This is a genomic window from Phenylobacterium sp. (assembly GCF_031984885.1).
Taxonomy (GTDB): Bacteria; Pseudomonadota; Alphaproteobacteria; order Caulobacterales; family Caulobacteraceae; genus Phenylobacterium.
Genome location: NZ_DAMABV010000016.1, coordinates 63,056 through 84,005, shown reverse-complemented (window position 1 = coordinate 84,005; position 20,950 = coordinate 63,056). Strand labels below are relative to the sequence as shown.

The 20,950-nt window shown below is 71.3% G+C and carries 18 protein-coding genes and 1 tRNA gene; 12 read left to right on the top strand and 7 right to left on the bottom strand.

Annotated elements, in window-relative coordinates; genetic code table 11:
* The first annotated feature begins 237 nt into the window (after positions 1-237).
* The 5 genes from RTL41_RS18385 (at position 238) to RTL41_RS18365 (ending at position 6,706) form a co-directional block, all read left to right on the top strand.
* On the top strand, positions 238-1,509 hold the full coding sequence (locus tag RTL41_RS18385; RefSeq protein WP_312166556.1) for a M20/M25/M40 family metallo-hydrolase: 1,272 nt from the start codon (positions 238-240) through the stop codon (positions 1,507-1,509).
* Positions 1,510-1,575: 66 nt separating this feature from the next.
* Positions 1,576-2,280, top strand: coding sequence for a hypothetical protein (locus tag RTL41_RS18380; protein ID WP_312166555.1), 705 nt, complete (start codon positions 1,576-1,578; stop codon positions 2,278-2,280).
* Positions 2,281-2,463: 183 nt separating this feature from the next.
* A complete protein-coding gene (locus RTL41_RS18375; protein ID WP_312166554.1) occupies positions 2,464-3,075 on the top strand; it encodes a response regulator transcription factor in 612 nt (203 codons plus the stop codon).
* 144 nt (positions 3,076-3,219) lie between these two features.
* Positions 3,220-4,755 carry a globin-coupled sensor protein gene (locus tag RTL41_RS18370; protein WP_312166553.1) on the top strand — a complete coding sequence of 512 codons (1,536 nt, stop codon included), beginning with the start codon at positions 3,220-3,222 and terminating at the stop codon, positions 4,753-4,755.
* A complete protein-coding gene (locus RTL41_RS18365; RefSeq protein ID WP_312166551.1) occupies positions 4,748-6,706 on the top strand; it encodes an ATP-binding protein in 1,959 nt (652 codons plus the stop codon). The genes RTL41_RS18370 and RTL41_RS18365 overlap by 8 nt, the downstream gene beginning before the upstream one ends.
* On the opposite strand, the gene RTL41_RS18360 is transcribed toward RTL41_RS18365, so the two are convergent.
* Positions 6,654-7,739 carry an alpha/beta hydrolase gene (locus RTL41_RS18360; protein WP_312166549.1) on the bottom strand — a complete coding sequence of 362 codons (1,086 nt, stop codon included), beginning with the start codon at positions 7,737-7,739 and terminating at the stop codon, positions 6,654-6,656. The two genes, RTL41_RS18365 and RTL41_RS18360, sit on opposite strands and share 53 nt — an antisense overlap.
* Positions 7,740-7,889: 150 nt before the next feature.
* Here RTL41_RS18360 and RTL41_RS18355 point away from each other — a divergent pair, with 150 nt between their 5' ends.
* A complete protein-coding gene (locus tag RTL41_RS18355) occupies positions 7,890-8,210 on the top strand; it encodes an antibiotic biosynthesis monooxygenase (RefSeq protein WP_312166547.1) in 321 nt (106 codons plus the stop codon).
* A gap of 20 nt (positions 8,211-8,230) precedes the next feature.
* Here the strand turns inward: RTL41_RS18355 and RTL41_RS18350 are convergent.
* Positions 8,231-8,320: transfer RNA gene (locus tag RTL41_RS18350), tRNA-Ser, on the bottom strand.
* A gap of 199 nt (positions 8,321-8,519) precedes the next feature.
* On the opposite strand from RTL41_RS18350, the gene RTL41_RS18345 reads away from it, so the two are divergent.
* From RTL41_RS18345 to RTL41_RS18335, 3 genes are all read left to right on the top strand, one after another.
* On the top strand, positions 8,520-8,780 hold the full coding sequence (locus RTL41_RS18345; protein ID WP_312166545.1) for a hypothetical protein: 261 nt from the start codon (positions 8,520-8,522) through the stop codon (positions 8,778-8,780).
* A gap of 250 nt (positions 8,781-9,030) precedes the next feature.
* Positions 9,031-10,011: an alpha/beta hydrolase gene (locus RTL41_RS18340; protein WP_312166544.1), complete on the top strand. Its 981-nt coding sequence runs from the start codon at positions 9,031-9,033 to the stop codon at positions 10,009-10,011.
* A 269-nt stretch (positions 10,012-10,280) separates the two neighbouring features.
* Positions 10,281-11,777, top strand: a complete 1,497-nt coding sequence (locus RTL41_RS18335) for an exopolysaccharide biosynthesis polyprenyl glycosylphosphotransferase (RefSeq protein WP_312166543.1) — start codon at positions 10,281-10,283, stop codon at positions 11,775-11,777.
* A gap of 58 nt (positions 11,778-11,835) precedes the next feature.
* Here the strand turns inward: RTL41_RS18335 and RTL41_RS18330 are convergent, their stop codons facing one another.
* Both RTL41_RS18330 and RTL41_RS18325 read right to left on the bottom strand, forming a co-directional pair.
* Positions 11,836-12,807, bottom strand: a complete 972-nt coding sequence (locus RTL41_RS18330) for an aldo/keto reductase (RefSeq protein WP_312166541.1) — start codon at positions 12,805-12,807, stop codon at positions 11,836-11,838.
* Between the two features lie 392 nt (positions 12,808-13,199).
* The gene (locus RTL41_RS18325) at positions 13,200-13,727 is read right to left on the bottom strand and encodes a DinB family protein (RefSeq protein ID WP_312166539.1); all 528 of its coding nucleotides are present in this window, start codon (positions 13,725-13,727) and stop codon (positions 13,200-13,202) included.
* A 333-nt stretch (positions 13,728-14,060) separates the two neighbouring features.
* Here RTL41_RS18325 and RTL41_RS18320 point away from each other — a divergent pair, with 333 nt between their 5' ends.
* Genes RTL41_RS18320 through RTL41_RS18310 form a run of 3 tightly spaced genes read left to right on the top strand, consistent with a single transcriptional unit; the run spans position 14,061 to position 17,196 of the window.
* Positions 14,061-15,506, top strand: coding sequence for a lipopolysaccharide biosynthesis protein (locus RTL41_RS18320; protein ID WP_312166537.1), 1,446 nt, complete (start codon positions 14,061-14,063; stop codon positions 15,504-15,506).
* Complete coding sequence (locus RTL41_RS18315) at positions 15,503-16,435, top strand: glycosyltransferase (protein WP_312166536.1); 933 nt, start codon at positions 15,503-15,505, stop codon at positions 16,433-16,435. The genes RTL41_RS18320 and RTL41_RS18315 overlap by 4 nt, the downstream gene beginning before the upstream one ends.
* Entirely contained in the window at positions 16,435-17,196 is a 762-nt protein-coding gene (locus tag RTL41_RS18310) for a polysaccharide deacetylase family protein (RefSeq protein WP_312166534.1), read from the top strand. The genes RTL41_RS18315 and RTL41_RS18310 overlap by 1 nt, the downstream gene beginning before the upstream one ends.
* A gap of 155 nt (positions 17,197-17,351) precedes the next feature.
* On the opposite strand, the gene RTL41_RS18305 is transcribed toward RTL41_RS18310, so the two are convergent.
* The 3 genes from RTL41_RS18305 to RTL41_RS18295 are packed head-to-tail and all read right to left on the bottom strand — an operon-like array spanning position 17,352 to position 20,856.
* Positions 17,352-18,620, bottom strand: a complete 1,269-nt coding sequence (locus RTL41_RS18305; RefSeq protein ID WP_312166532.1) for an O-antigen ligase — start codon at positions 18,618-18,620, stop codon at positions 17,352-17,354.
* Positions 18,617-19,318: a sugar kinase gene (locus RTL41_RS18300; RefSeq protein ID WP_312166530.1), complete on the bottom strand. Its 702-nt coding sequence runs from the start codon at positions 19,316-19,318 to the stop codon at positions 18,617-18,619. The genes RTL41_RS18305 and RTL41_RS18300 overlap by 4 nt, the downstream gene beginning before the upstream one ends.
* 50 nt (positions 19,319-19,368) lie before the next feature.
* Complete coding sequence (locus tag RTL41_RS18295) at positions 19,369-20,856, bottom strand: GumC family protein (RefSeq protein WP_312166529.1); 1,488 nt, start codon at positions 20,854-20,856, stop codon at positions 19,369-19,371.
* Positions 20,857-20,950 lie beyond the last annotated feature (94 nt).

The window sequence follows — 20,950 nt, the reverse complement described above, 5'->3', positions numbered from 1 at the left end:
CGGCGCGAATGGGTCCCGGACAAGCCCTGCGGGCTTTCCGGGATGACACGGGAAGTAGATCCGCGACAAACGCGCCAAAGGCGCGCTCCACCCCTCGCACCACGCCATCCACCCCCACGGCGCCTTCGTGCTCTTCGTGTCCTTCGTGGTCTTGGTGTTTCAAAATCCGCCCAGCGGCTGGCGGGCGCGGCCCCCACCGCTACTATGCCGGCGACTCGAAGTTCGCCTGGAGTAGCCATGTCCCGTTCCCTGCCCGCCGCCCTCGCCCTGTCCGCCCTGATCGCGGCCCCCGCGCTGGCCGCGCCCCGGGACGATGCGGCCAGGATCGTCGCCAGCCCGGCCTTCAAGGCGGCGACGGCGGCGCTCGAGCGGGACCATGAGCGGACGGTCGCCGACATCATCACCCTGACCGAGATCCCCGCCCCGCCTTTCAAGGAAGAAGCCCGCGGCAGGGCCTACAAGGCGATGCTGCAGGCCCACGGCCTGACCGACGTCGAGATCGACCCGGAGGGCAACGTCATGGGCCTGCGCAAGGGAACCGAAGGCGGCCCGGTGGTGGTGGTCTCGGCCCACCTCGACACCGTCTTCCCCGAAGGCACCGACGTGAAGGTCCGCCGCGAGGGGACCAGGCTGTTCGCCCCCGGCGTCGCCGACGACACCCATAACCTGGCGGTGCTGCTGGCCTGGATCCGCGCCCTCGACGCCGCCGGGATCAAGACCCGCAGCGACATCCTCTTCGTCGGCACCGTCGGCGAGGAAGGCGCCGGCGACCTGCGCGGCGTCCGCTACTTCTTCGGCCAGGGCAAGTACAAGGACCGCACCAAGGCGTTCTTCTCGGTCGACGGCCTCGACCCCAGCGGCATCACCCATGTCGGCGTCGGCTCGAAGCGCTACCGCGCGATCTTCAGCGGCCCCGGCGGCCACAGCTACGGCTCCTTCGGCATCGTCAATCCGATGGCGGCCATGGGCAAGGCGATCGCCGACTTCTACCAGGTCGAGGTCCCCACCCAGCCCAAGGTCACCTATTCGGCCTCGGTCACCGGCGGCGGCACGTCGGTCAACGCCATCCCGGGCCAGGTCTTCACCGAGTTCGACATGCGCTCGGCCGACGCCGGCGAGCTGGCCAGGCTCGACGCCCGCTTCAAGGAGATCGTGCACGCCGCCGTCGAGCACGAGAACAAGGCCCGCTCGACCCGCGTCGGCGCGGTCAGCGTCGAGATCAAGCCGATCGGCGACCGTCCCGCCGGCCAGACCGCCAGGGACACGGCCCTGGTCGCCGGAACCGCCGCCGCCATCACGGCGCTCGGCTACACGCCGCAGTATGACGCCTCCTCCACCGACGCCAACGCGCCGATGGCGCTCGGCATCCCGGCCATCACCATCGGCGGCGGCGGCGCGGGCGGCCGCGCCCACTCGCTGGACGAATGGATCGACGTCGAGAAGGCGGGCAGCGTCCGCGGCATGAGCGTCGGCCTCGCCGCCGTGCTGGTGGCGGCCGGGGTCAACTAGCGGCCGCGCGGAACGCCGCCTCCTCCACGCCGTTCTCTCGACAGGACCTTGAGGAGGAGAAGGCCCATGCCCAACCGCCGGATTCCCCCCGACGCCCCCCACAGCGCGCCCGAGCCCCGCAGCTTCGGCGAGGAAGGCCGCTTTTCGTCCGACCAGGCCCGCTACTACGGCGCCGACACCCGCTCGTTCGAGGCGATCTCCGCCCACAGGCCCGGCCCTGCCCAGGCGCCCTGGCGCGGCGGCCGGTTCTCGGGCGGGCCGCAGACCGCGCCCGACGTCCCCTATGACGAGGAGGACGCCATGGCCCGCGGCTACTACAGCCTCGATGGCCCGCACGGCGGCCAGGAGTACGGGATCGAGCCCCACGGCTACCGCGAGTCCCTGGTCCGCCGCCGCGCCCGGCCGCCCGCCGCCACCGCGACCGAGGCCGAACGCGCGCCCTATGGCGATCAGCCGCTCGACCCGCGCGACCTGGGCGTGCGCGAGTTCGGGCCCCCCGCCGACTACGCCTACCACCCCGGCGCGGAGACCGAGTTCGAGCTCGAGTACCTCGACTGGCGCGAGGAGAAGCTGGCCGCCCACGACCGCGACTACGCCGCCTGGCGCGCCGAGCAGCAGCGCAAGTACGACGCCGAGTACCGCGCCTTCCGCGGCAAATGGCAGGAGCGCTACGACCGCAGCTTCGCCGAATGGCGCAGCCAGCACGAGTTGCAGGACCCGCTGAGCGCCCCGGCCGGCGAGGGCTCGCGGCCGCCGGAAGATCGGGTCTGATTCCCCTGGCGCGGGCGGAGTTCGCGCAAGGCGCGAATGCGCTCCCGGTTCGACCCGCATCAGGCCCCGGAAACCGGCCCAAATAGTCCTGTTGGCCAGATGACTCGCCCCCTCGAACCCCATACTAGCCTTGGGGAACAATTGAACGGACGGTCTGCGCCACGACCGTCAGGGGGTGACGAGATGCGAGTGGTCGTAGTGAGCCGCCAGCCGCTGTGGCGGGACGCGCTGAGCGCCCTCGTCACGGCCCAGCTCCCGACCGACACGGTGCTGGCGCTCGACGACATCGCTCAGGTTCAGGCGATCGAGCCGCGCGACGACGACCTGATCCTGCTCGACCCGCCGCCGGAGATCGATCCCGGCGACTGGGTCGAGCACAACGCCGCCCAGCTCACCGCCGGACGCCTGGCCCTGCTCGCCCCGCACAAGAACATCCGCTGGGCCAAGATCGCCTACGCCCACCGCTTCCGCGCCCTGCTGCCCAAGGACATGGCCTCCGACCTGATGCTCGCGGTGCTGCGGCTGGTGATCGTCGGCGGCGAGTATTTCCCCTGCTTCGAGGAGCTGGGCGCGATCCCCGATCCGGTGCCGGGGCATGGCCCGCGCCTGTCGCCCCGCCAGCTCGAAGTGCTGCGCGAACTCGAACGCGGCCGCACCAACAAGGAGATCGCCCAGCAGCTCGGCATCGCCATCGCCACGGTGAAGCTGCACGTCCAGGCGATCCTCAGCGCCACCGGCGCCCGCAACCGCACCGAGGTGGTCAGCCGGCTAGCCTCCGGTCTGTCGCGGCGCTAGCCCCTCTATAGCCACCCGGCCAGGGCCGCAACTATTGGAATAGTTCAATAGTAGTATATATCCCTATACTATTGATATTTATCAAATTAAGTCGCGATTAACAACGACTCACCGAGCGTATACCCAAATAACGCGGGGCGCCGAATGTCGATATCCGATGAGCTGGACCAGCGACTGAACTTCATAAACCTGGATGCGCGATCTCGCGAGAACATCCATAAACTCAAGCCCGTCATCATGGGCGCGCTGCCGGGCGCGCTCGACGCCTTCTATGAACAGGTCGATCGCCACCCCGAAACCAAGCGCTTCTTCGCCAGCAGCGGCCACGTCGCCAGCGCCAAGAGCCGCCAGGTCGGCCACTGGGACGCGATCTCCAGCGGCCGGTTCGACGAGGCCTATGTCCGGGCCGTCACCACCGTCGGAGAGACCCACGCCCGCATCGGGCTGGAGCCCCGCTGGTACATCGGCGGCTACGCCCTCGTCCTCGACGCGCTGATCGCCGCCGTCGTCGCCGACCGCTGGCCCGCCGGCCTGCTGGCCCCGCGCCGCGCCGCCGCCGCCCAGGTCGCCGCCGAGCTGGGCGCCCTGACCAAGGCGGCGCTGCTCGACATCGACTATGCGATCTCGGTCTACCTGGCGGCGGCCGAGGCGGCGCGGCGCCAGGCGGAAGCCGCGGTCCTGGCCCAGGAGCGGACCGCGATCGTCGAAACCCTCGGCGCGGGCATGAACGCCCTGGCCGGCGGCGACCTCGGCTACCGGATCGAGACCGAGCTGGCGGTCGAGTACGCCCAGTTGCGCAGCGACTTCAACGCCGCCATGGCCCGGCTGGAAGACGCCATCGCCTCGGTCGCGGGCAACGCCGATGGCGTGGAGGCCGGCGCGGGCGAGCTGGCCAGGGCCTCCGACGACCTCTCGCGCCGCACCGAGCGCCAGGCCGCCAGCCTGGAGGAGACCGCCGCCGCCCTCGATCAGATCACCGCCACCGTCAAGGCGACGGCGGACGGCGCACGCCAGGCCGGGCAGGTCGTGGCCACCGCCAGGGACCAGGCCGAGCATTCGGCCGCCGTGGTCGGCCGCGCCATCGGCGCCATGGGCCAGATCGAGGAGTCCTCGGGCCAGATCGGCCGCATCATCGGCGTCATCGACGAGATCGCCTTCCAGACCAACCTCCTGGCGCTCAACGCCGGGGTCGAGGCGGCCCGCGCCGGCGAGGCCGGGCGCGGCTTCGCCGTCGTCGCCTCCGAGGTCCGCGCCCTGGCCCAGCGCTCGGCCGACGCCGCCCGCGAGATCAAGGCCCTGATCTCGGCCTCCACCGGCCACGTCGACGAGGGGGTGAGCCTGGTCCGCGAGACCGGCGAGGCGCTGCAGGCCATCGCCGCCAAGGTCGGCGAGCTCGACGAGGTGGTCGCCCAGATCTCCGCCTCGACCCAGGAACAGGCTTCGGGCCTGGCCCAGATCAACACCGCCGTGAACCAGATGGACCAGGGCCTCCAGCAGAACGCCGCCATGGTCGAGCAGGCCGCCGCGGCGACGCGCTCGCTCCGGGGCGAGGCCGCCGACCTCGCCGCCCTGGTCGCCAGGTTCCGGCTGTCGGCGTCGCGGCGGCCGCCCTCCCCGGTCCAGGCCATGACCGAGCGGCTGTCGAGCGCGGTGTCGGCCGCATGGCCTGCCCGTGCTTGAGGGCCCCGACAACGCCCCCGACCGGCTGGCCCGCATCGAGCGGCTGGCCAACGCCGGCGCCTGGGAATGGCGGGCCGCCACCGGGCGGCTGACCTGCTCGGACCAGGCGCTGCGCCTGCTGTGCCTGCCGCCCGGCCCCTGCGGCGCCGGCCAGGCCCTCGACCGCGTCCCGCCCGCGGACCGCCGGCGCATCGAGGACGCCGTCCACCGCGCCCTGGAGACCGGCTGCGCCTTCGCCCTCGACCACCGCCTCCAGCTCCCCGACGGCGCCCAGCGCGTCCTGCGCCTGCAGGCCGAGGCGGCGCTCGGCGTCGACGGCGCGGCGATCGGCCTGCGCGGCGCGATCTGGGACGTCACCCCCCTGCGCACCGCCGAGTCCGCCTCGCACCGCAGCCAGCAGATGCTGGCCGGCATGCTGAAGATCTCGCCCGAGGCCATCGTCGTGGCCGACGCCGAGGCCCGCATCCTGCTGTTCAGCGCCGGGGCCGAGGCGATGTTCGGCTACAGCGCCGAGGAGGCCGTCGGCCGCGGCGTCGAGGACCTGATGCCCGGCCGCTTCCGCAACCGCCACCAGCGCTCGGTCGCCCAGTTCGCGGCCGGCTCGCGCCCCAGCCTGCGCATGCACGAGCGCGCCGAGATCCTCGGCCTGCGCCGCAACGGCGAGGAGTTCCCGGCCGAGGCCTCCCTCGCCCGGCTCGAAACCCCCAGCGGCCCGGCCTTCACCACCATCGTCCGCGACCTCTCCGAGCGGAAGGCCGCCGAGGCCAGCCTGCTCCAGGCGGTCGAGGCGGCCGAGCACGCCAACCGCGCCAAGTCGACCTTCCTGGCCAATATGAGCCACGAGATCCGCACCCCCCTCAACGGCGTGCTCGGCGTCGCCGGCGCCCTGGCCCGCACCGAGCTCTCCGCCCCCCAGCGCGAGATGGTGCAGCTCATCGAGACCTCCGGCCGGGCGCTCCAGGACCTGCTCAGCGACATCCTCGACCTGGCCAAGGTCGACGCCGGACGCCTGTCGATCCGCGCCGACCCGTTCGACCTGGAGGAGATGGTGCGCGCCACCTTCGCCCTCTTCCGGGCCAGCGCAGCCGAGAAGGAGATCGGCTTCCACCTGGAGATGGACCGCGAGGTCCGCGACCGCTTCTATGGCGACGACCTGCGCATCCGCCAGGTGCTCTCCAACCTGCTCAGCAACGCCGTCAAGTTCACCGCCCATGGCGATGTCTGGCTGAAGGTGCTCTCGCGCGGCTATGCCGACGGCGTGCGCCGCGTGCGCTTCGTCGTCCAGGACACCGGCATCGGCTTCCCCGCCGAGGCCGCCGCCAGCCTCTTCGACCGCTTCGAGCAGGCCGACAGCTCCGTCACCCGCCAGTTCGGCGGCACGGGCCTGGGCCTGGCGATCTCCAAGTCGCTGGTCGACCTCATGGACGGCGAGATCGTCGCCTCCGCCGCCCCGGGCGAGGGCGCCGTCTTCGCCTTCGAGCTCCCCCTGCGCCGGGTGACCCGCGAGGAGGCCGCGCCCCCGGTCCAGGTCCAGCCGCCGCCGTCCGCGGCCGAGCAGACCGTCCGCGTGCTGCTGGCCGAGGATCACCCGACCAACCGCCGCGTCGTCGAGCTGATCCTCGGCGGCCTGCCCGTCGACCTGACCTGCGTCGAGAACGGCCAGGAGGCGGTCGAGGCCGCCGACGCCCGGCCCTACGACCTGATCCTGATGGACATGCAGATGCCGGTGATGGACGGCCTGACCGCCGTGCGCCGCATCCGCCAGGCCCCGCCCCCGCCCGCGGGCCGCCGGCCGCGCATCTGCATGCTGACCGCCAACGCCCTGGCCGAACACCGCGAAGCCTCCCGCCAGGCCGGCGCCGACGCCTTCCTGGTCAAGCCGCTCGACGCCGCCGAACTCATCGCCCAGGTGATGGATGCGCGCCCCGCCGGCGCCGAACCGGACGCCTGACGACGCTGCCCCGGCCGCGCCCTTCAGCCGCCCCCGCAGCGGTCCGTTCGGGCGCCAGGGCCGCGTCGAGGAAGGCCGACATGCGCGTGAGCGCTAGCTGTCCCTCGGGGCTGTCGAGATTGAACTGATACTCATGTTGCAGGGCCGGCATGTGATCGGCCCGATAGAACAGGCGCTCGACCCTGCCCCCGAGCGCCTCGAGCTTGTCGGCCAGCGCGATCGCCTGCGGCTCCAGGGGATCGCCGTTGCCGCTGGAAATGAAGGCGCGCGGGAACGCCGGCGTCACATAGTTGGTGACCGAGACCAGCTTGAACTGCTCGTCCTTGGTGAAGTCCTTGACCCCGGAATAGGCCCAAAGGACGGTTCGCAGGAACCACCCCATGTCCCCGTCGAGATCGACCGCCCCGACGTCGAAGGCGCCGGAAAGCAACATCACCGCCTTGAGGCCGTTCGGCGGCAAGGCCGGCCGGACGCCGAGCCGCGCCGCATAGGACGGATCGGTGGTCAGCACCGCGATCTGGGCGGCGATCTGTGCGCCTGCGGAATCGCCCGCCAGCACGAGCTGATCGGGGTCGACATGCAGGTCGCGCGCCTGGCGGACGAGGTGGCCGAGCGCCGCGTTCACCTGCTCGACCGGCTTGGGATACCTCGACCCCATCCCCGTCGAATATTCGATGGCGACGGTCGTGTAGCCCTGCCCGGCCAGGACCTTCAGATAGTTGGATACGCCCTCCTTGCTGCCGGCGATCCAGGCGCCGCCGTGCACCCATACGATCGTCGGCCGCGGGGCCGTCGTGTCCGCCGGGAAGAAGACGTCGAAGCGCTCGTCGGCGCCATCGCCATAGCGGAGATCACGGCGCTCGACGACGCCCGCCGGGACATGCGCCGCCAGGGCCGCCTCGGACGCCGCATCGTTGCCCGCGAACATCCGCGAAATCAGGAAGGCCGAAGGCCAGGGGCTCAGCCAGAAGGCCAGGCCCGCCGCCGCCGCCAGCGCGCAGACGATCCCGACGACCCAGAGCAGGCGCTTCATGTCCCACGTCCCGAACACCGCAAGGCCAGCCTGGGCCATTTCCGAGGCTGAATCTACAGGCGCCAGCAAGGCGCCGACGCCGAAGGCTGGCAAGCCGCCGCGATCGGATGCAAGGTGCCGGCGACCGTTTCAGAAGCGCAAGAGGCCGCCATGTTCATCGCCATGAACCGCTTTCAGGTGCTGCGCGGATCGGAGGCGGACTTCGAGGCGGTCTGGCTCTCGCGCGAGACCCACCTGGAGAACGTCCCCGGCTTCCTGGCGTTCAGCCTGCTCCGCGGCCCGGAACGCGACGACCACACGCTCTACGCCTCCCACTCCCAGTGGGCGTCCAGGGCCGCATTCGAGGCCTGGACCAAGTCCGAAGCCTTCCGGCTGGCCCACCGCGGCGCCGGCGAGAACAAGCCCCTCTACGCGGGACACCCGCAGTTCGAAGGCTTCGAGGTCCTGCAGGAAGTGGCGGCCGCCAGGTAGCTTGGTTCTCAGAAGGAAAATGGCGGTGACGGAGGGATTCGAACCCTCGATACGCTTTCACGTATGACGATTTAGCAAACCGTTGCCTTCAGCCACTCGGCCACGTCACCAGCCCGGTCCGGCCACGCGCGGGCGCGCTCCAAATCGGGTCGCACTCCATAGCCGAAACCGGGCGCCCGGAGCAACCGGGGCGCGGAAAGAATATCGCCGCGGCCAAGGCCGGGCCGGGCCTCGCCAAAATGTGCGCAACGCCCGGCTGATCATCGCTTAAGGTTAAGCGACAGGAGCGTGACAAGCGGCGTTTGCGGCATGAGCGATCAACTGCACGAACGGCTGGACGCCAAGATCGGCGAACTTCGGGCCGCCGGACGCATGATCACGCGAATCGACGCCAGCCCGGCCGACATCGAGCGCCTGTTCGTCGAGGGCGGCGCGACCCCGATCTTGCTCGACTGCGATCCGAACCGCGACACCGCCTGGTACGGCGACGTGGAGCTGCAGGCCTCGCCGCAGCCCGGCGTGCGGCTGCTGGTCATGGGCGACGAGGGCCTGCAGAACATCGAGATCTGACGGCACGGGTCTTGCTGCGCCGTCTCCCGGCGGGGCGTTCGCGCACCAAAACGAGCCCATCGTCCCAGTGCGCGCCGCCGGCGCCTCACGCCGGCGAAGGCGGGGGAGCGCGTCATCGCCGGCGCGCTCCCCTTGCTCCCCTCTCAGGGCAAGGCGTTTCCCTTCTCCCCTCGCGGGAGAAGGCGGCGGGCGAAGCCTGACGGATGAGGGCTCGCGCGGCCCGCACAAGGACCGAGGAAACCATCCGACCATGCGCCCGCTGCTGCTCGCCCTGGCCCTCGCCCTCTCCGCGCCGCCGGCCCTCGCCGCCGCGCCCGGCGAGGCGGGCGCCCGTCCCGAGTTGCTCGCGCGCCTCCCCGACGGCCGGCGGCTGAACTTCCGCTGCGCGGGCCAGGGCGCCCCGACCGTGCTGCTCGAAGGCGGCTACGCCGCCGACTCCCTGGCCTGGGGCAAGGTCAGGGCCATCCTCGCCAAGTCCTACCGCGTCTGCGCCTACGACCGCGCCGGGAGCGGCTTCTCCGACCCTGGCCCCCTGCCCCGCGACGGCGCGGCCATCGCCCGCGACCTGGACCGCGGCCTGCGCGCCGCGCGCATCCCCGGCCCCTACATCCTGGTCGGGCATTCCGCCGGCGCCCTCTATGTCCGCCTGTTCTCCAACCGCCGGCCGGGCGACGTGGTCGGCATGGTCCTGGTCGATCCCTCGGTCGAGCATCAGGATCGCCGGTTCGCCGCCCTGTTCGGGCCGGGCGCGGCGGGCCTCGGCCCGCTCCGCGAACGCGCCGCCCGCTGCCTGGCCGCCGCCCGGGCCGGCAAGCTGCCCGCCGCCGAGGCGCCGCTCGACCGCTGCACGCCCGCGCCCAGCGACAACCCCGTCGACGCCGCCCGCCGCGCCCAGGCCCTGCGCCCCTCCACCTGGCAGGCGCGGATCTCCGAACTCGACAACCTCTGGGGCCCCACCTCGGCCGCGCTCGACGCCGGGCGCCAGGCCTATGGCGACCTGCCGCTGATCGTGCTCACCGCCGACGGGACCTACGCCGCCGCGCCGCAGGAGGCGCGCCAGCCGCTGGCCGACCTCTGGTGGGGCCTGCACCGCGAACTGGCCCGCCGTTCAACCCGTGGTGTCAGCCGGCGGATCGAGGGCAGTTCCCACCTGATGATGTCCGACCGTCCCGACGCCATCGCCGAGGCGGTGGCGCAAGTCGCCGCCCAGGCGAATATGCTTAAACGCTGATGAACAATTCACCCAGGGGTTGTTCGCACTTACCACGCATCTTGTAGTGTGAATAACAGTTCTCGATGCGTCCTCGCCGCGCCGAGATTGATTCAGTGGCCGGATTCTTCGCAGTAGGGGTGCGCATCCCGTGCGAATAGTTTACAGATGTCGCTATAGAACGCGTGTACGTTAACTGCTCACACAGAGGCCGTGTGGCAGTGTGCTTTTCCGTTATCGCGATAAATCGGTCCCAGATGTCTTTCGCCGCCCCGTTCAAGCCCAGCTCCTTGGCTGACCGTCGCGCTCGGCGTCATGCCGACGCCCACGCGGCCGCCGCGGCGTGGGCCGAGCCCGGCCGCGACCGCCGCGGACCGCTGCGCCCCGACAAGCTGACCCCGACGCGGCTGCGCATGTCGGGCCGCCTGCTCACCCGTTTCTTCCAGGCCGGCGACGCCATCGCCCTGATCTTGGGCGGCCTGACCGCCGTGGCCCTCACCCACGGCGCCAACGTGCTGCTGATCTATGGCGGCGCGACCGTCGCCACCTTCGCCAGCCTGCGCCTGTTCGACTGCTACAAGTTCGGCCGCCGCGAAGACCTGGCCATGCACCTCATGCGGGTCACCGTCGCCTTCGCCGTGGCGGTGGCGATGTGCTTCGCCATCCTGACCCACTTCGTCGGCGTGATCATGCTGACCGCCTCGCTCGGCGTGTGGACGCCGATGGCCTTCCTCTGCGTGGCGGCCGCCCACGGCCTCTGGTGGGCCAACGTCAAGCGATGGCGCTCGAACGGCCGCCTGACGCCCAACCTGGTGATCGTCGGGGCCACCGGCGCCGCCGACCGCCTCATCGCCGCCATTCTCGAGACCCGCGAGGCGCACGTCCTCGGCGTCTTCGACGACCGCGCCGAATGCACGCCCGAGGGCCTGCACCGCGTGCCGCTGCTGGGCGGCACCGACGAGCTGCTCGCGCACCGGATCATGCCGTTCGTGGATCGCATCGTCATCACCGTGCCGGCCGGCGCGCGCGAGCGCGTGCACGCCCTGCTCGAGCGGCTGAAGGTGCTGCCCAACGAGATCACCCTGCTGCTGGACCGCGAAGGCCAAGCCGAGGAAGCCGACGCCATCGACCGCATCGCCAACATCCCGCTGGCCCGCGTCTCGGGCGCGGAGATCGACCAGGGCAAGGCCCTGGCCAAGCGCGCCCAGGACGTGATCATCGCCGCCATCGCCCTGTTCGTGGCCACCCCGATCATGTTGATGGTCGCCCTGGCCATCAAGCTGGACAGCCCCGGCCCGGTGTTCTTCCGCCAGCGCCGCCACGGCTTCAACAACGAAGAGATCGTGGTCTGGAAGTTCCGCTCCATGCGCAACGAGGCCGCCGACGCCAAGTCCGCGCGCCAGATCAGCGCCGACGACGACCGCGTCACCAAGGTCGGCAAGTTCATCCGCAAGACCAGCCTGGACGAGCTGCCCCAGCTCATCAACGTCCTCACCGGCGAGATGTCCCTGGTCGGCCCGCGCCCCCACGCCATCGGCATGAAGACCGGCGAGGTCGAGAGCTCGCGCCTGGTGGCCGAATACGCCCACCGCCACCGCATGAAGCCGGGCATGACCGGCTGGGCCGCCATCAACGGCTCGCGCGGCGCCGTCGACACCCCCGAACTGGTCCGCCGCCGCGTGGCGCTGGACGTGGAGTACATCGAGCGCCAGTCCTTCTGGCTCGACCTCTACATCATGTTCATGACCGTCCCCTGCCTGCTGGGCGACTCCGAGACCGTCCGCTAGCCGGCCCCGCCGCTCGCCGAAGGCGTTGGTCGCCGCCCGCGGGCGACCGGGACGGGTTTCATGTCGCCGCCCACTTCAGGACAGCCTCGGGATATCGCGCCCCGACGATCGCGTCCGGCGCGAACGCTCGGTCGAGTTCGGCGCGTTCGGCCGCGGTCAGGGCGATCGCGAGAGCCGCCATGTTGTCGGCGATGCGGGAGGGGCGGCTGACGCCGATCAGCGGGACGATGTCGTCGCCGCGCGACAGCACCCAGGCGATGGCGAGTTGCGCCGGGGTCACCCCCTTGGCGGCGGCCATTTCGTCGAGCGCCTTGGCGGTCTCGCGATTGCGGGCGTAGTTCTCACCCTGCATGCGCGGCACGCGGAAATGCGTGTCCTGCGGCGCCGCTCCCGTCAGCAGCCCGTCGGCGAGGATGCGGTAGGGCACGATGCCGACGCCGAGCTCCCGCGCCGTCGGCAGGATCTCGGCTTCGATGAAGCGGCAGGCGAGCGAATATTCGATCTCCAGCGCCGTCACCGGATGCACGGCGTGCGCGCGGCGCAGCAGGTCGGCGCCGACCTCCGATACGCCCAGATAACGCACCTTGCCTTCCTGGATCAGGTCGGCGACCGCGCCGATCGTCTCCTCGTACGACACCTCGGGATCGGCGCGCGCCGGCTGGTAGAGATCGATCACGTCGACGCCAAGCCGCCGCAGCGAGTAGGCGGCGAAGTTCTTGACCGAATTCGGTCGTCCGTCGAGGCCGATGATCCCGCGGGTGGGCGAAGCCTGGACGCCGAACTTCACGCTCAGGAACGCCTGCTCACGTCGGCCGCGAATGGCTTGGCCGACGTTCATCTCGCTCACGCCGCTTCCATAGAAGTCGGCGGTGTCGAGCAGGGTGAACCCGGCGTCCAGGGCTGCCTGGATGGTCCCAACCGCCGCTCGCCCGCCCTCCTCGCCGGGCTGCATGTAGCTCATGCAACCCAGCCCCAGCGCCGAGACCTCCGGTCCGTCGCGGCCAAGTCTGCGGGTTGGCATGCTCGTCATGGCGAATTCCAGTTTCAATCGAGCGACAGGCCTGCGGCTTCCAGAAAGCCGCGGTTCGCGACGCAAAGATCGACGAGATCAACCTGGCGGACCAGCTCGAACTCGAACATCGAGCCTTTCCCGCAGTTCGCCGGGCGAATGTCCCCATCGGGTCGTTGCGGACGGTCCACACGAAGACCACCAAGAGGCCTGCGCCGAAGGCGCGCTCCACCGATCCCAGATCGCCAGCCCCTTCGTGTCCTTCGTGTTCCCCTATTCAGCCTCAGCCCGAGGCAATCGAGCAGGCCGTTCGCAACGGGTCGACTTCAGCCCTGAGCATCGTCGAGAAACGAGGACATCGGCCGATTGACCGAAAAGCAGACGCCGGAAATGGCCGCGGGGGTCGGAAGGGGTCACAGGACCGTGGACGAAGCTTGTTCCGCGAAAATCAGGTGAGGCAGATCGAGCGGCTGACATTCGAAACCCATCATCGAGATCGCGGCAGTGATCTGGCCCCGATGATGAGTCGCATGATTGAAGACGTGGAGCAGCGCCGCCGGCATCGGCAGCGTGCGGGCCTGCCCGGTCGTCATCGTGAAGCGGAGATCGTCGGCCAGCGCAGCATCGCTCAGGCGATCGACATGCTCGCGCCACTTCGCGGTCGCCGCAACCAAGCGGGAAGACAACCTGGCCCGGTCGCTTTCAATCTCAGCGTCTAGCGGGAAACTCTCCGCCCGAGCCCCGGCGAACCTTGGATACCAAATCTCGCTGTCTGTGAGCAGCAGGTGGTTCAACGTGCCGTGCACTGACTGGAAGAACAGGCCGCAGGGGCGGCGATAGGCTTCATCGGGCATGGGTTCGATGGACGCCAGCAAGCGCTTCGTCGCCCACCCGTGATACCGGGCCATCAGAGCAAGCTGATCCTTCGCTGAGACGGTCATGATCCCCCGCTGACGCCGTCGACCTCCAACAACGAAATGCAGTCTAGAAGGGGAGGGTCAATCTGCAACGGACGGACGCGCCCTGAGCCGCTAGCGGACGGTCCGACACTAAGACCACCAAGAAGCCCGCGCCGAAGGTGCGTTCCACCGAACCTCCGGCGGCAGCCAGCCCCTTCGTGGTCTTGGTGTCCTTCGTGGTCTTGGTGTTTTCCCTATTCAGCCCCCGCCCGCCGGAAAACGCCCGCGCGTTTAACCGTTTGCAACCGGTCATGGCTGCATTCTTCCCGCAGCGGCGGCCCCTGGCCGCCTTGTGCGGATGGGAAGGACGGCTGGATGTTCTGGCGTGGCGTGGTCGGCTACCTGCCGGTCAATATCGTTCAGGGGCTGGTCGGCCTCTTTACGATCGTCACCTTCACGCGCCTGCTCTCCCCCAGCCAGTTCGGCGACTACGCCCTCGGCTTTTCGGTGATGAGCCTGGTCCACACCGCCGTCTTCACCTGGAACGAGGCCGCCCTCGCCCGCTACTGGGCCGGCGAAGCCGACCGCGACGGCGGCCGCGACCTGGCCGCCACCGTCTACCGCACCTGGCTGGCGCTGCTGGCGGCCGTGCCGATCGCCTGCGGGCTCGTCCTGCTGCTCCCGCTCAATCCCGGCCTCAAGCTCGCCCTCGCCTGCGGCCTGCTGGCGGTGCTGCCGCGCACCTTCGCGCGCCTGGCCCAGGAACGCCGCCGCGCGGCCGGCGAGGTCGGCGGCGCGGCCGGCATCGACCTGGTCCAGACCCTGGGCGCCTTCGTGATCGGCGCGGCCCTGGCCTGGGCCGGCCTCGGGGGCGCGGCGCCGCTGATCGGCATCGGGGTCGCCTCGGCGCTCTGCGTGGCCTGGTGCTTCGGGTCCGAGTACGGCAAGGGCGCCGGCGGCCGCTTCGAGCCGGCCCGCGCCCGCCGCCACGCCCGCTACGGCGTGCCGGTCGCGCTCTCGCTGATCCTGGCGCTGGTGCTCTCCAGCACCGACCGCTTCCTGCTGGCCGCCTTCCTCGACGAGGCGGCGGTCGGCGTCTACCACGCCGGCTACAGCCTCGCGAACCGCACCCTGGACGTGGCGTTCATCTGGCTGGGCGCGGCCGGCGGCCCGGCCCTGATCATGGCGCTGGAGCGCGGCGGCAAGCCCGCCCTGATCCCCGCCGCGCGCGAGCAGGCCTCGCTGATGCTGCTGCTCACCATCCCCGCGGCCGTCGGCCTGGCCCTGGTCGCCGCCCCGCTCTCCCAGCTCATGGTCGGGCCGGCGCTCGCCGCCGGCGCCGCCCAGGTCACCCCCTGGATCGCCGCCAGCGGCCTGCTGGCGGGCCTGACCACCTACTACTTCCACCAGGCCTTCACGCTCGGCCAGCGCACCCTCTTCCTGCTGGCGGCCATGGCCATCCCGGCCCTGGCCAACCTGGCCCTCAACCTGGTGCTGATCCCGCGCCTGGGGCTGCAGGGCGCCCTGATCGCGACCCTCGCCAGCTACGCGCTCGGCCTGGCCGCCTCGGCCTTCCTCGGCCGCCGGCTGATGGCCCTGCCGGTGCCCTGGCTGACCCTGGCCCAGGCGCTCGGCGCCAGCGCCCTGATGGCCCTGGCCGTCACCCGCATCCCCGCCTTCGGCGGCCTGCCCGAACTGGCCGCCAAGGCCGCCGTCGGCGCCGCCGTCTACGGCCTGGCGGTCTGCCTGATCGACGCGGGCGGCCTGCGCAGCCGCGCCGGCCAGGCCCTCCGCACCCTCCGCACCCGGAACGCCGCATGACGCCTCAGGACCCCGCCGCCCTCGTCGACAACGCCGCCTGGTATCGCGGCGGCGCCCGGCTCTCGGTGCTGATCCCGTTCAAGGGCGACGACCCGATCGCGCTGCTCGCCGCCCTGGCGCGTGAGACCGCCGACGCCGAGATCGTCATCCTCGACGACGGGACCGAGGACCAGGACCTCTCCTACGAGGTCGAGGCCGCCGTCGGCCTCCTGCCCCTGCCCGCCCGCTTCATCCGCCTGGCCCGCAACGAGGGCCGCTCCAAGGGCCGCAACCGCCTGGTCGCCCACGCCCGCGCCGGCCACTTCCTGTTCCTCGACAGCGACATGCTGCCCGACGCGCCGGACTTCCTCGGCCGCTGGCAGGGCCTGATCGCCCGCGAGAACCCGCCCGTCGCCTTCGGCGGCTTCTCGCTCAAGCAGGTCGCCCCGCGCCGCGACCAGGCCCTGCACCGGACCATGGCCGCCCACAGCGACTGCCTGGACGCCGCTGTCCGCAGCCAGAACCCGGAAAAGCACGTCTTCACCTCCAACCTGCTGGTGCGCCGCGACGTGTTCGAGGCCGAGGCCTTCGACGAAGGCTTCGCCGGCTGGGGCTGGGAGGACGTCGAATGGGGCATGCGCGTCGCCCGCCGCTGGCCGATCCTGCACCTGGACAACACCGCCACGCACCTGGGCCTCGACACCGCCCGCGCCATGGCCGCCAAGTACGAGCAGTCGGCCGCCAACTTCGCCCGCGTCGTCGCCGCCCATCCGGCCGTGGTCAGCGGCTATCCCAGCTACCGCGTCGCCAAGGCGCTCAAGCACGCCCCGCTGCGCGGCCTCTGGCGGCCGATGCTCAAGCACTACGCCCTGGCCGAATCCGCCCCGCTGGCCAGCCGCGCCCTGGCCATGCGCCTCTACCGCGCCGCGCTCTACGCCGAGGCGGTGTGATGGCCTACGAAAACGCCTACCGCGCCGACGCCTCGCTGAAGGGCAAGCTGCGCCGCCGCCTGGCGCGCCTGGCCCATCGCCGCCCGCTGCGCGCCGCGCCGGGCCGCCCGATGCTGTCGGTCAGCTTCGACGACGCCCCGCTGACCGCCGCCGTCGCCGGCGCCCAGATCCTCGAAGCCCGCGGCCTGCGCGGCACCTACTACGTCTCGGCCGGCCTGGCCGGGCGCGACGCGCCGATGGGGGTCTGCGGCCAGGAAGCCGACTACCGCCGCCTCGTCGCCGCCGGCCACGAGCTCGGCTGCCACACCTTCTCGCACCTCGACTGCGGCCGCGCCTCGGCCGCCGACGCCGCCGCCGAGGCCGAGCGCAACGCCGCTACGCTCGCCGCCTGGGGCGCCGCGCGCCTGGAAAGCTTCGCCTACCCCTATGGCGACGTCGCCCCCGGCCCCAAGCAGGCCCTGGCCCCGCGCTTCTCCACCCTGCGCGGCCTGCACCACGGCGTCATCGACAAGGGCGTCGACCTCAACCAGGCCCCCGCCGTCGGCATCGAGGGCCAGGACGGCGAGGCGACCGCCCGCCGCTGGCTGGGCGAGGCCCAGGCCCGCAAGGCCTGGCTGATCCTCTACACCCACGACGTCGCCGAGACGCCCTCCCCCTGGGGCTGCACCCCGAACGCCCTGGCGACCCTGATCGACGAAGCCCTCGCCGCCGGCTTCGAAATCGACACCGTTGGCGCCGTGGCGCGCAAGCTCGCCGCTTAGGTCGCCCCTTTTCCTCCCCTGCGGAGCGGGGGAGGGGGACCGCCCGAAGGGTGGTGGAGGGGGCGAGCCGCAAGCTCAGAGTCCAGTCGCGCCCCCTCCACCGGCTTCGCCGGTCCCCCTCCCCCATGAATGGGGGAGGAAAATAGTCGCGCCCCCTACTCCCGCACTTCCCGATCGGGCCAGACCAGCTTGGTCGCCACCATCACGAACATCATCCAGCGGAAGTCGTGGAACGTCACCGCGATGCTCTCGGTCAGGGTCATCAGCGTGTAGACGATCAGGAACGGCACGGCGAAGTACGCCCCGCGGTCGCGGAACAGCGCCACCGCCGCCAGCATCAGGGTCTGGACGTACATCAGCGCGAACGCCGCCAGCCCGAACACCCCCATGCCGATCCACTGCTCGATCCAGGCGCTGTGGGCGTGGATCGGCACGAAGCCGGCGCGCTTGACGATCGAGGCCAGCGGGCTCCAGGCGTCCTTCACCTCCCAGACCACGCCATAGCCATAGCCCGTCCAGGGCCGCTGCCTGATCTGCTGCATGGCCGCGTCCCAGATCTTGGTCCGCCCGGTCAGGGTCGCGTCCTTGCCCAGCACCTCGAAGAACAGGTCGGCCGCGAACAGGGCGACCCCGGCCAGCATCGCCACCCCCAGCGCCGCCAGCCAGATCGTCGCCACGCCCGAGGCCGGGTGGCGGCGCACCAGGCCCACGAAGATCATCCCGCCCAGCCCCAGCATCAGCGAGACCAGCGAGGTCTTGGACGTCGACATCAGCACCAGCAGCAGGGCCAGCCCCGCGAACGGCAGCCAGACCAGCGCCCGGCGCGGGTTCAGCACCGCGGCCGCCGACAGCACGATGAAGCCCAGGGCCATGATCCCGCCCAGGGCGTTCTTCTCGGGCCAGACCCCGCGCCACGCCCCCGGGAACAGGGTCTGCATCACCCCGATCGAGGGAACCGCCAGCGACACCGCGATCGCCACCAGGGTCAGGAAGGCGAACGACGCCGCCAGGATCTCCAGCAGGGTCGCCCAGCGATAGCGCGCGGCCAGCACCACCCCGCCCAGGGTCGTGAAGCCCAGCGCCACCACCCGCATCAGGGTCTTGTCCGGCGCCACCGACCACAGGGTCGAGGCCGCGCAGATCGCCAGCAGCGCCACCAGGAACGGCTGGCGCAGCAGCGCCAGCAAGGTCGCGCGCGGGGTCAGCAGCATCAGCACCGCGGCTGCGCCATAGGCCGGCAGGTACAGCGCCCGGATCAGGCCGCTGGCCGCGGGATTGCCGGCGTCGCCCAGCAGCGGGAACACCCAGAACTGGCTGTAGATCAGGAAGATCAGCGCCGCGGCGCCCAGCGTCATCGCCCGCCAGGCCGTCAGCCGCGGCGCCTGCGCCACGCCGGGGCCGGGGCCGGCGAGCGCCGAGGTCACGGCAGCAGCGCCTTCATGAAGCCCGGGGCCTCGACCACCCCGCGGTTGAAGAACAGGCCGGTGACCTGCCCGCCGGCGCCGACGATGGCGTCGCGCAACTGGGCCGGGGCGCGCACGTCGGCCTGGTCGGCCGCGACCACCAGCACCGTCTGGTCCATGAACGGGGCCAGGGCCAGCGCCGCGCGCGAGCGGTCGGGCGCCGGCCCGTCGACGATGATCACCTCGGCGAACTGGCGCAGCGCGTTCCAGTAGTCGGCGCTGGGGGCGATGTGCACGCTCTGGCGGCCGACCAACCGCTCGCGCTGGAACCGCGTCACCCACCAGCGGGCCGACCCGACCCGATAGGCCGCCAGGTAGCCGCCGTCCGGCCACAGCGCGCCGTCCGGGGTCTGGGCCGGCGGCTGCACGGTGAAGAACGCCGAGCCGTCGGGGCTGGCCTGCATGGGCGCCGACAGCGCGCCGTACCGGGCCGCCTCGGCGCTCAGGGCCGCGTGCTGGGCGGCGGTGACCAGGTCCAGGTCGACCAGCCAGACCGAGCGCCCAGCCTTGCGCGCGGCGTAGTGGGCCAGTTCGCGCGCCACCGTGGAGGCGCCCTCCCCGGTCCGGGCCGCGGTGATCTGGATGACGCGCGAGCGGCCGGCGGCGGGCGACCCCAGGGACGCCCACAGTTCGGCCATCTCGGAACTCAGATCGACCATGCCTCGAATCGCCGCCCGCTCAATTGGCAGAGGCTACCTCAAACTGAGCCTTATCGCGCCTTCAGCGGCGCGGCGCCCAACACCGGCAGGTCCAGGGTCCTGGCCGCCGACTGCGGGGTCGGCAGGCCCGGCCGCAGGAACATCGCCAGCAGCCCCGCGCACAGCGCCGTGAAGCCCGCGAACAGGAAGGCCAGCACCACCACCGGCTTGCGCAGGCTCTTGCCCTTGATCGGCGGGATGGCCCGCTGGACCACGCGGATATTGTCGTTGGAGCGCGCGGCGATCTCCTGGGCCGCGCGGCTCTGCTCCTCCTTGACGGTGAAGTCGCGGACGCTGGTCTGCAGCACGTCGCGATTGAGCGACAGCTCCTGGAAGCGCGGCTCCAGCGTCGTCAGCCGCAGCCGCCGCTCGGTCAGCCGGTTGATCTGGTCGTCCAGCTCGGCCTGCGCCTTGCGCAGCGCCCCGACCTCGGAGGTGAGCTGGATCTTCTCGGTCTGCAGGGTCTGGTAGACCGGATTGACCCCGATCCGCCGGGCCCCCTCGCCCAGGGTCCGGCCGGCCGCGATCCCGGCCTCGAGCTGCGCGATCTGCGCGTCCAGCTCCTGCACCGGCCGCGCGTCGGCGCGATAGCGCGACAGCAGCTCCTCGCGCTGCACCTTCAGGCCCACCAGCTTCTCGCCGGGCGCGCTCGACACGTCGCGATAGAGCCCGACCTCCCTGGAGACCTGGCCAAGCTGGCTGTCCAGCGCCGCCAGCCGCCCGATGCGGTCCTGAAGCTGCGCGTCGGTCTGGTACTTCTGCTGCTCGATCTGCGCCTGCAACTGCGACAGCGACGCCTTCTCGGCGACGAAGTCGCCGATGCGGTTGCTGCTCAGGAACTCCTCATAGGCCGCGTCGGCCTCGGCCAGCCGGGTCTCGAACAGCCGGCGCTGCTGCTCCAGGGCCGGCGAGCTGGGGTCCAGCAGCACGGTGCGCCGATAGATCAGGTATTCCTCGAGCAGGGTGTTCAGGATCAGCGCCGCGGTCTGCGGGTCCTTGTGGCTGAAGCCGATCCGCACGATCGGGGTGTCCGGCGCGGTCCCGATCTTCAGGTTCTGCTCGATGGCCCGGACGGCCAGGCCCATGATCTTGCTCTTCTCGGCCGGCGAGGCCTTGGCGTACTTCTGGGCCAGGTCGGGATAGGTGCGCGCCAGGCCCAGCCGCTCGATCACCCGCAGCTTCAGCGGCGCCGCGCCCAGGATCTCGGTTTCCGACTGGATCACCTGGTCGGAATCGAGCACCGCGCCGCGCCCGGCGTCGCCGGCCCGCGGCTCGTAGACATATTCCTGGCCCAGCCGGACCAGGACGCTGGAATAGGCTTCGTAGCTGGTCTTCAGGGTCAGGGCCGCGGCCACGCCCAGCGCGAACAGCGCCAGGAACACCCCCAGCATCAGGTAGCGCTCGCGCCACAGCAGCACCGGGAAATCGCTCAGGGCATAGCGCGGCCGGCTGGCCCAGGCGAAGGCCGGGCCGGCGTCATGCGCCCTTGCTGTCCACACGCCCTGCGTCACCGTGAAGAATCTCGGCCCCTCTTGCTCAAGGCCGACCCTGGGAGCGCCCGATTAACACTCCGTTACCCATTCTCCTTAACCT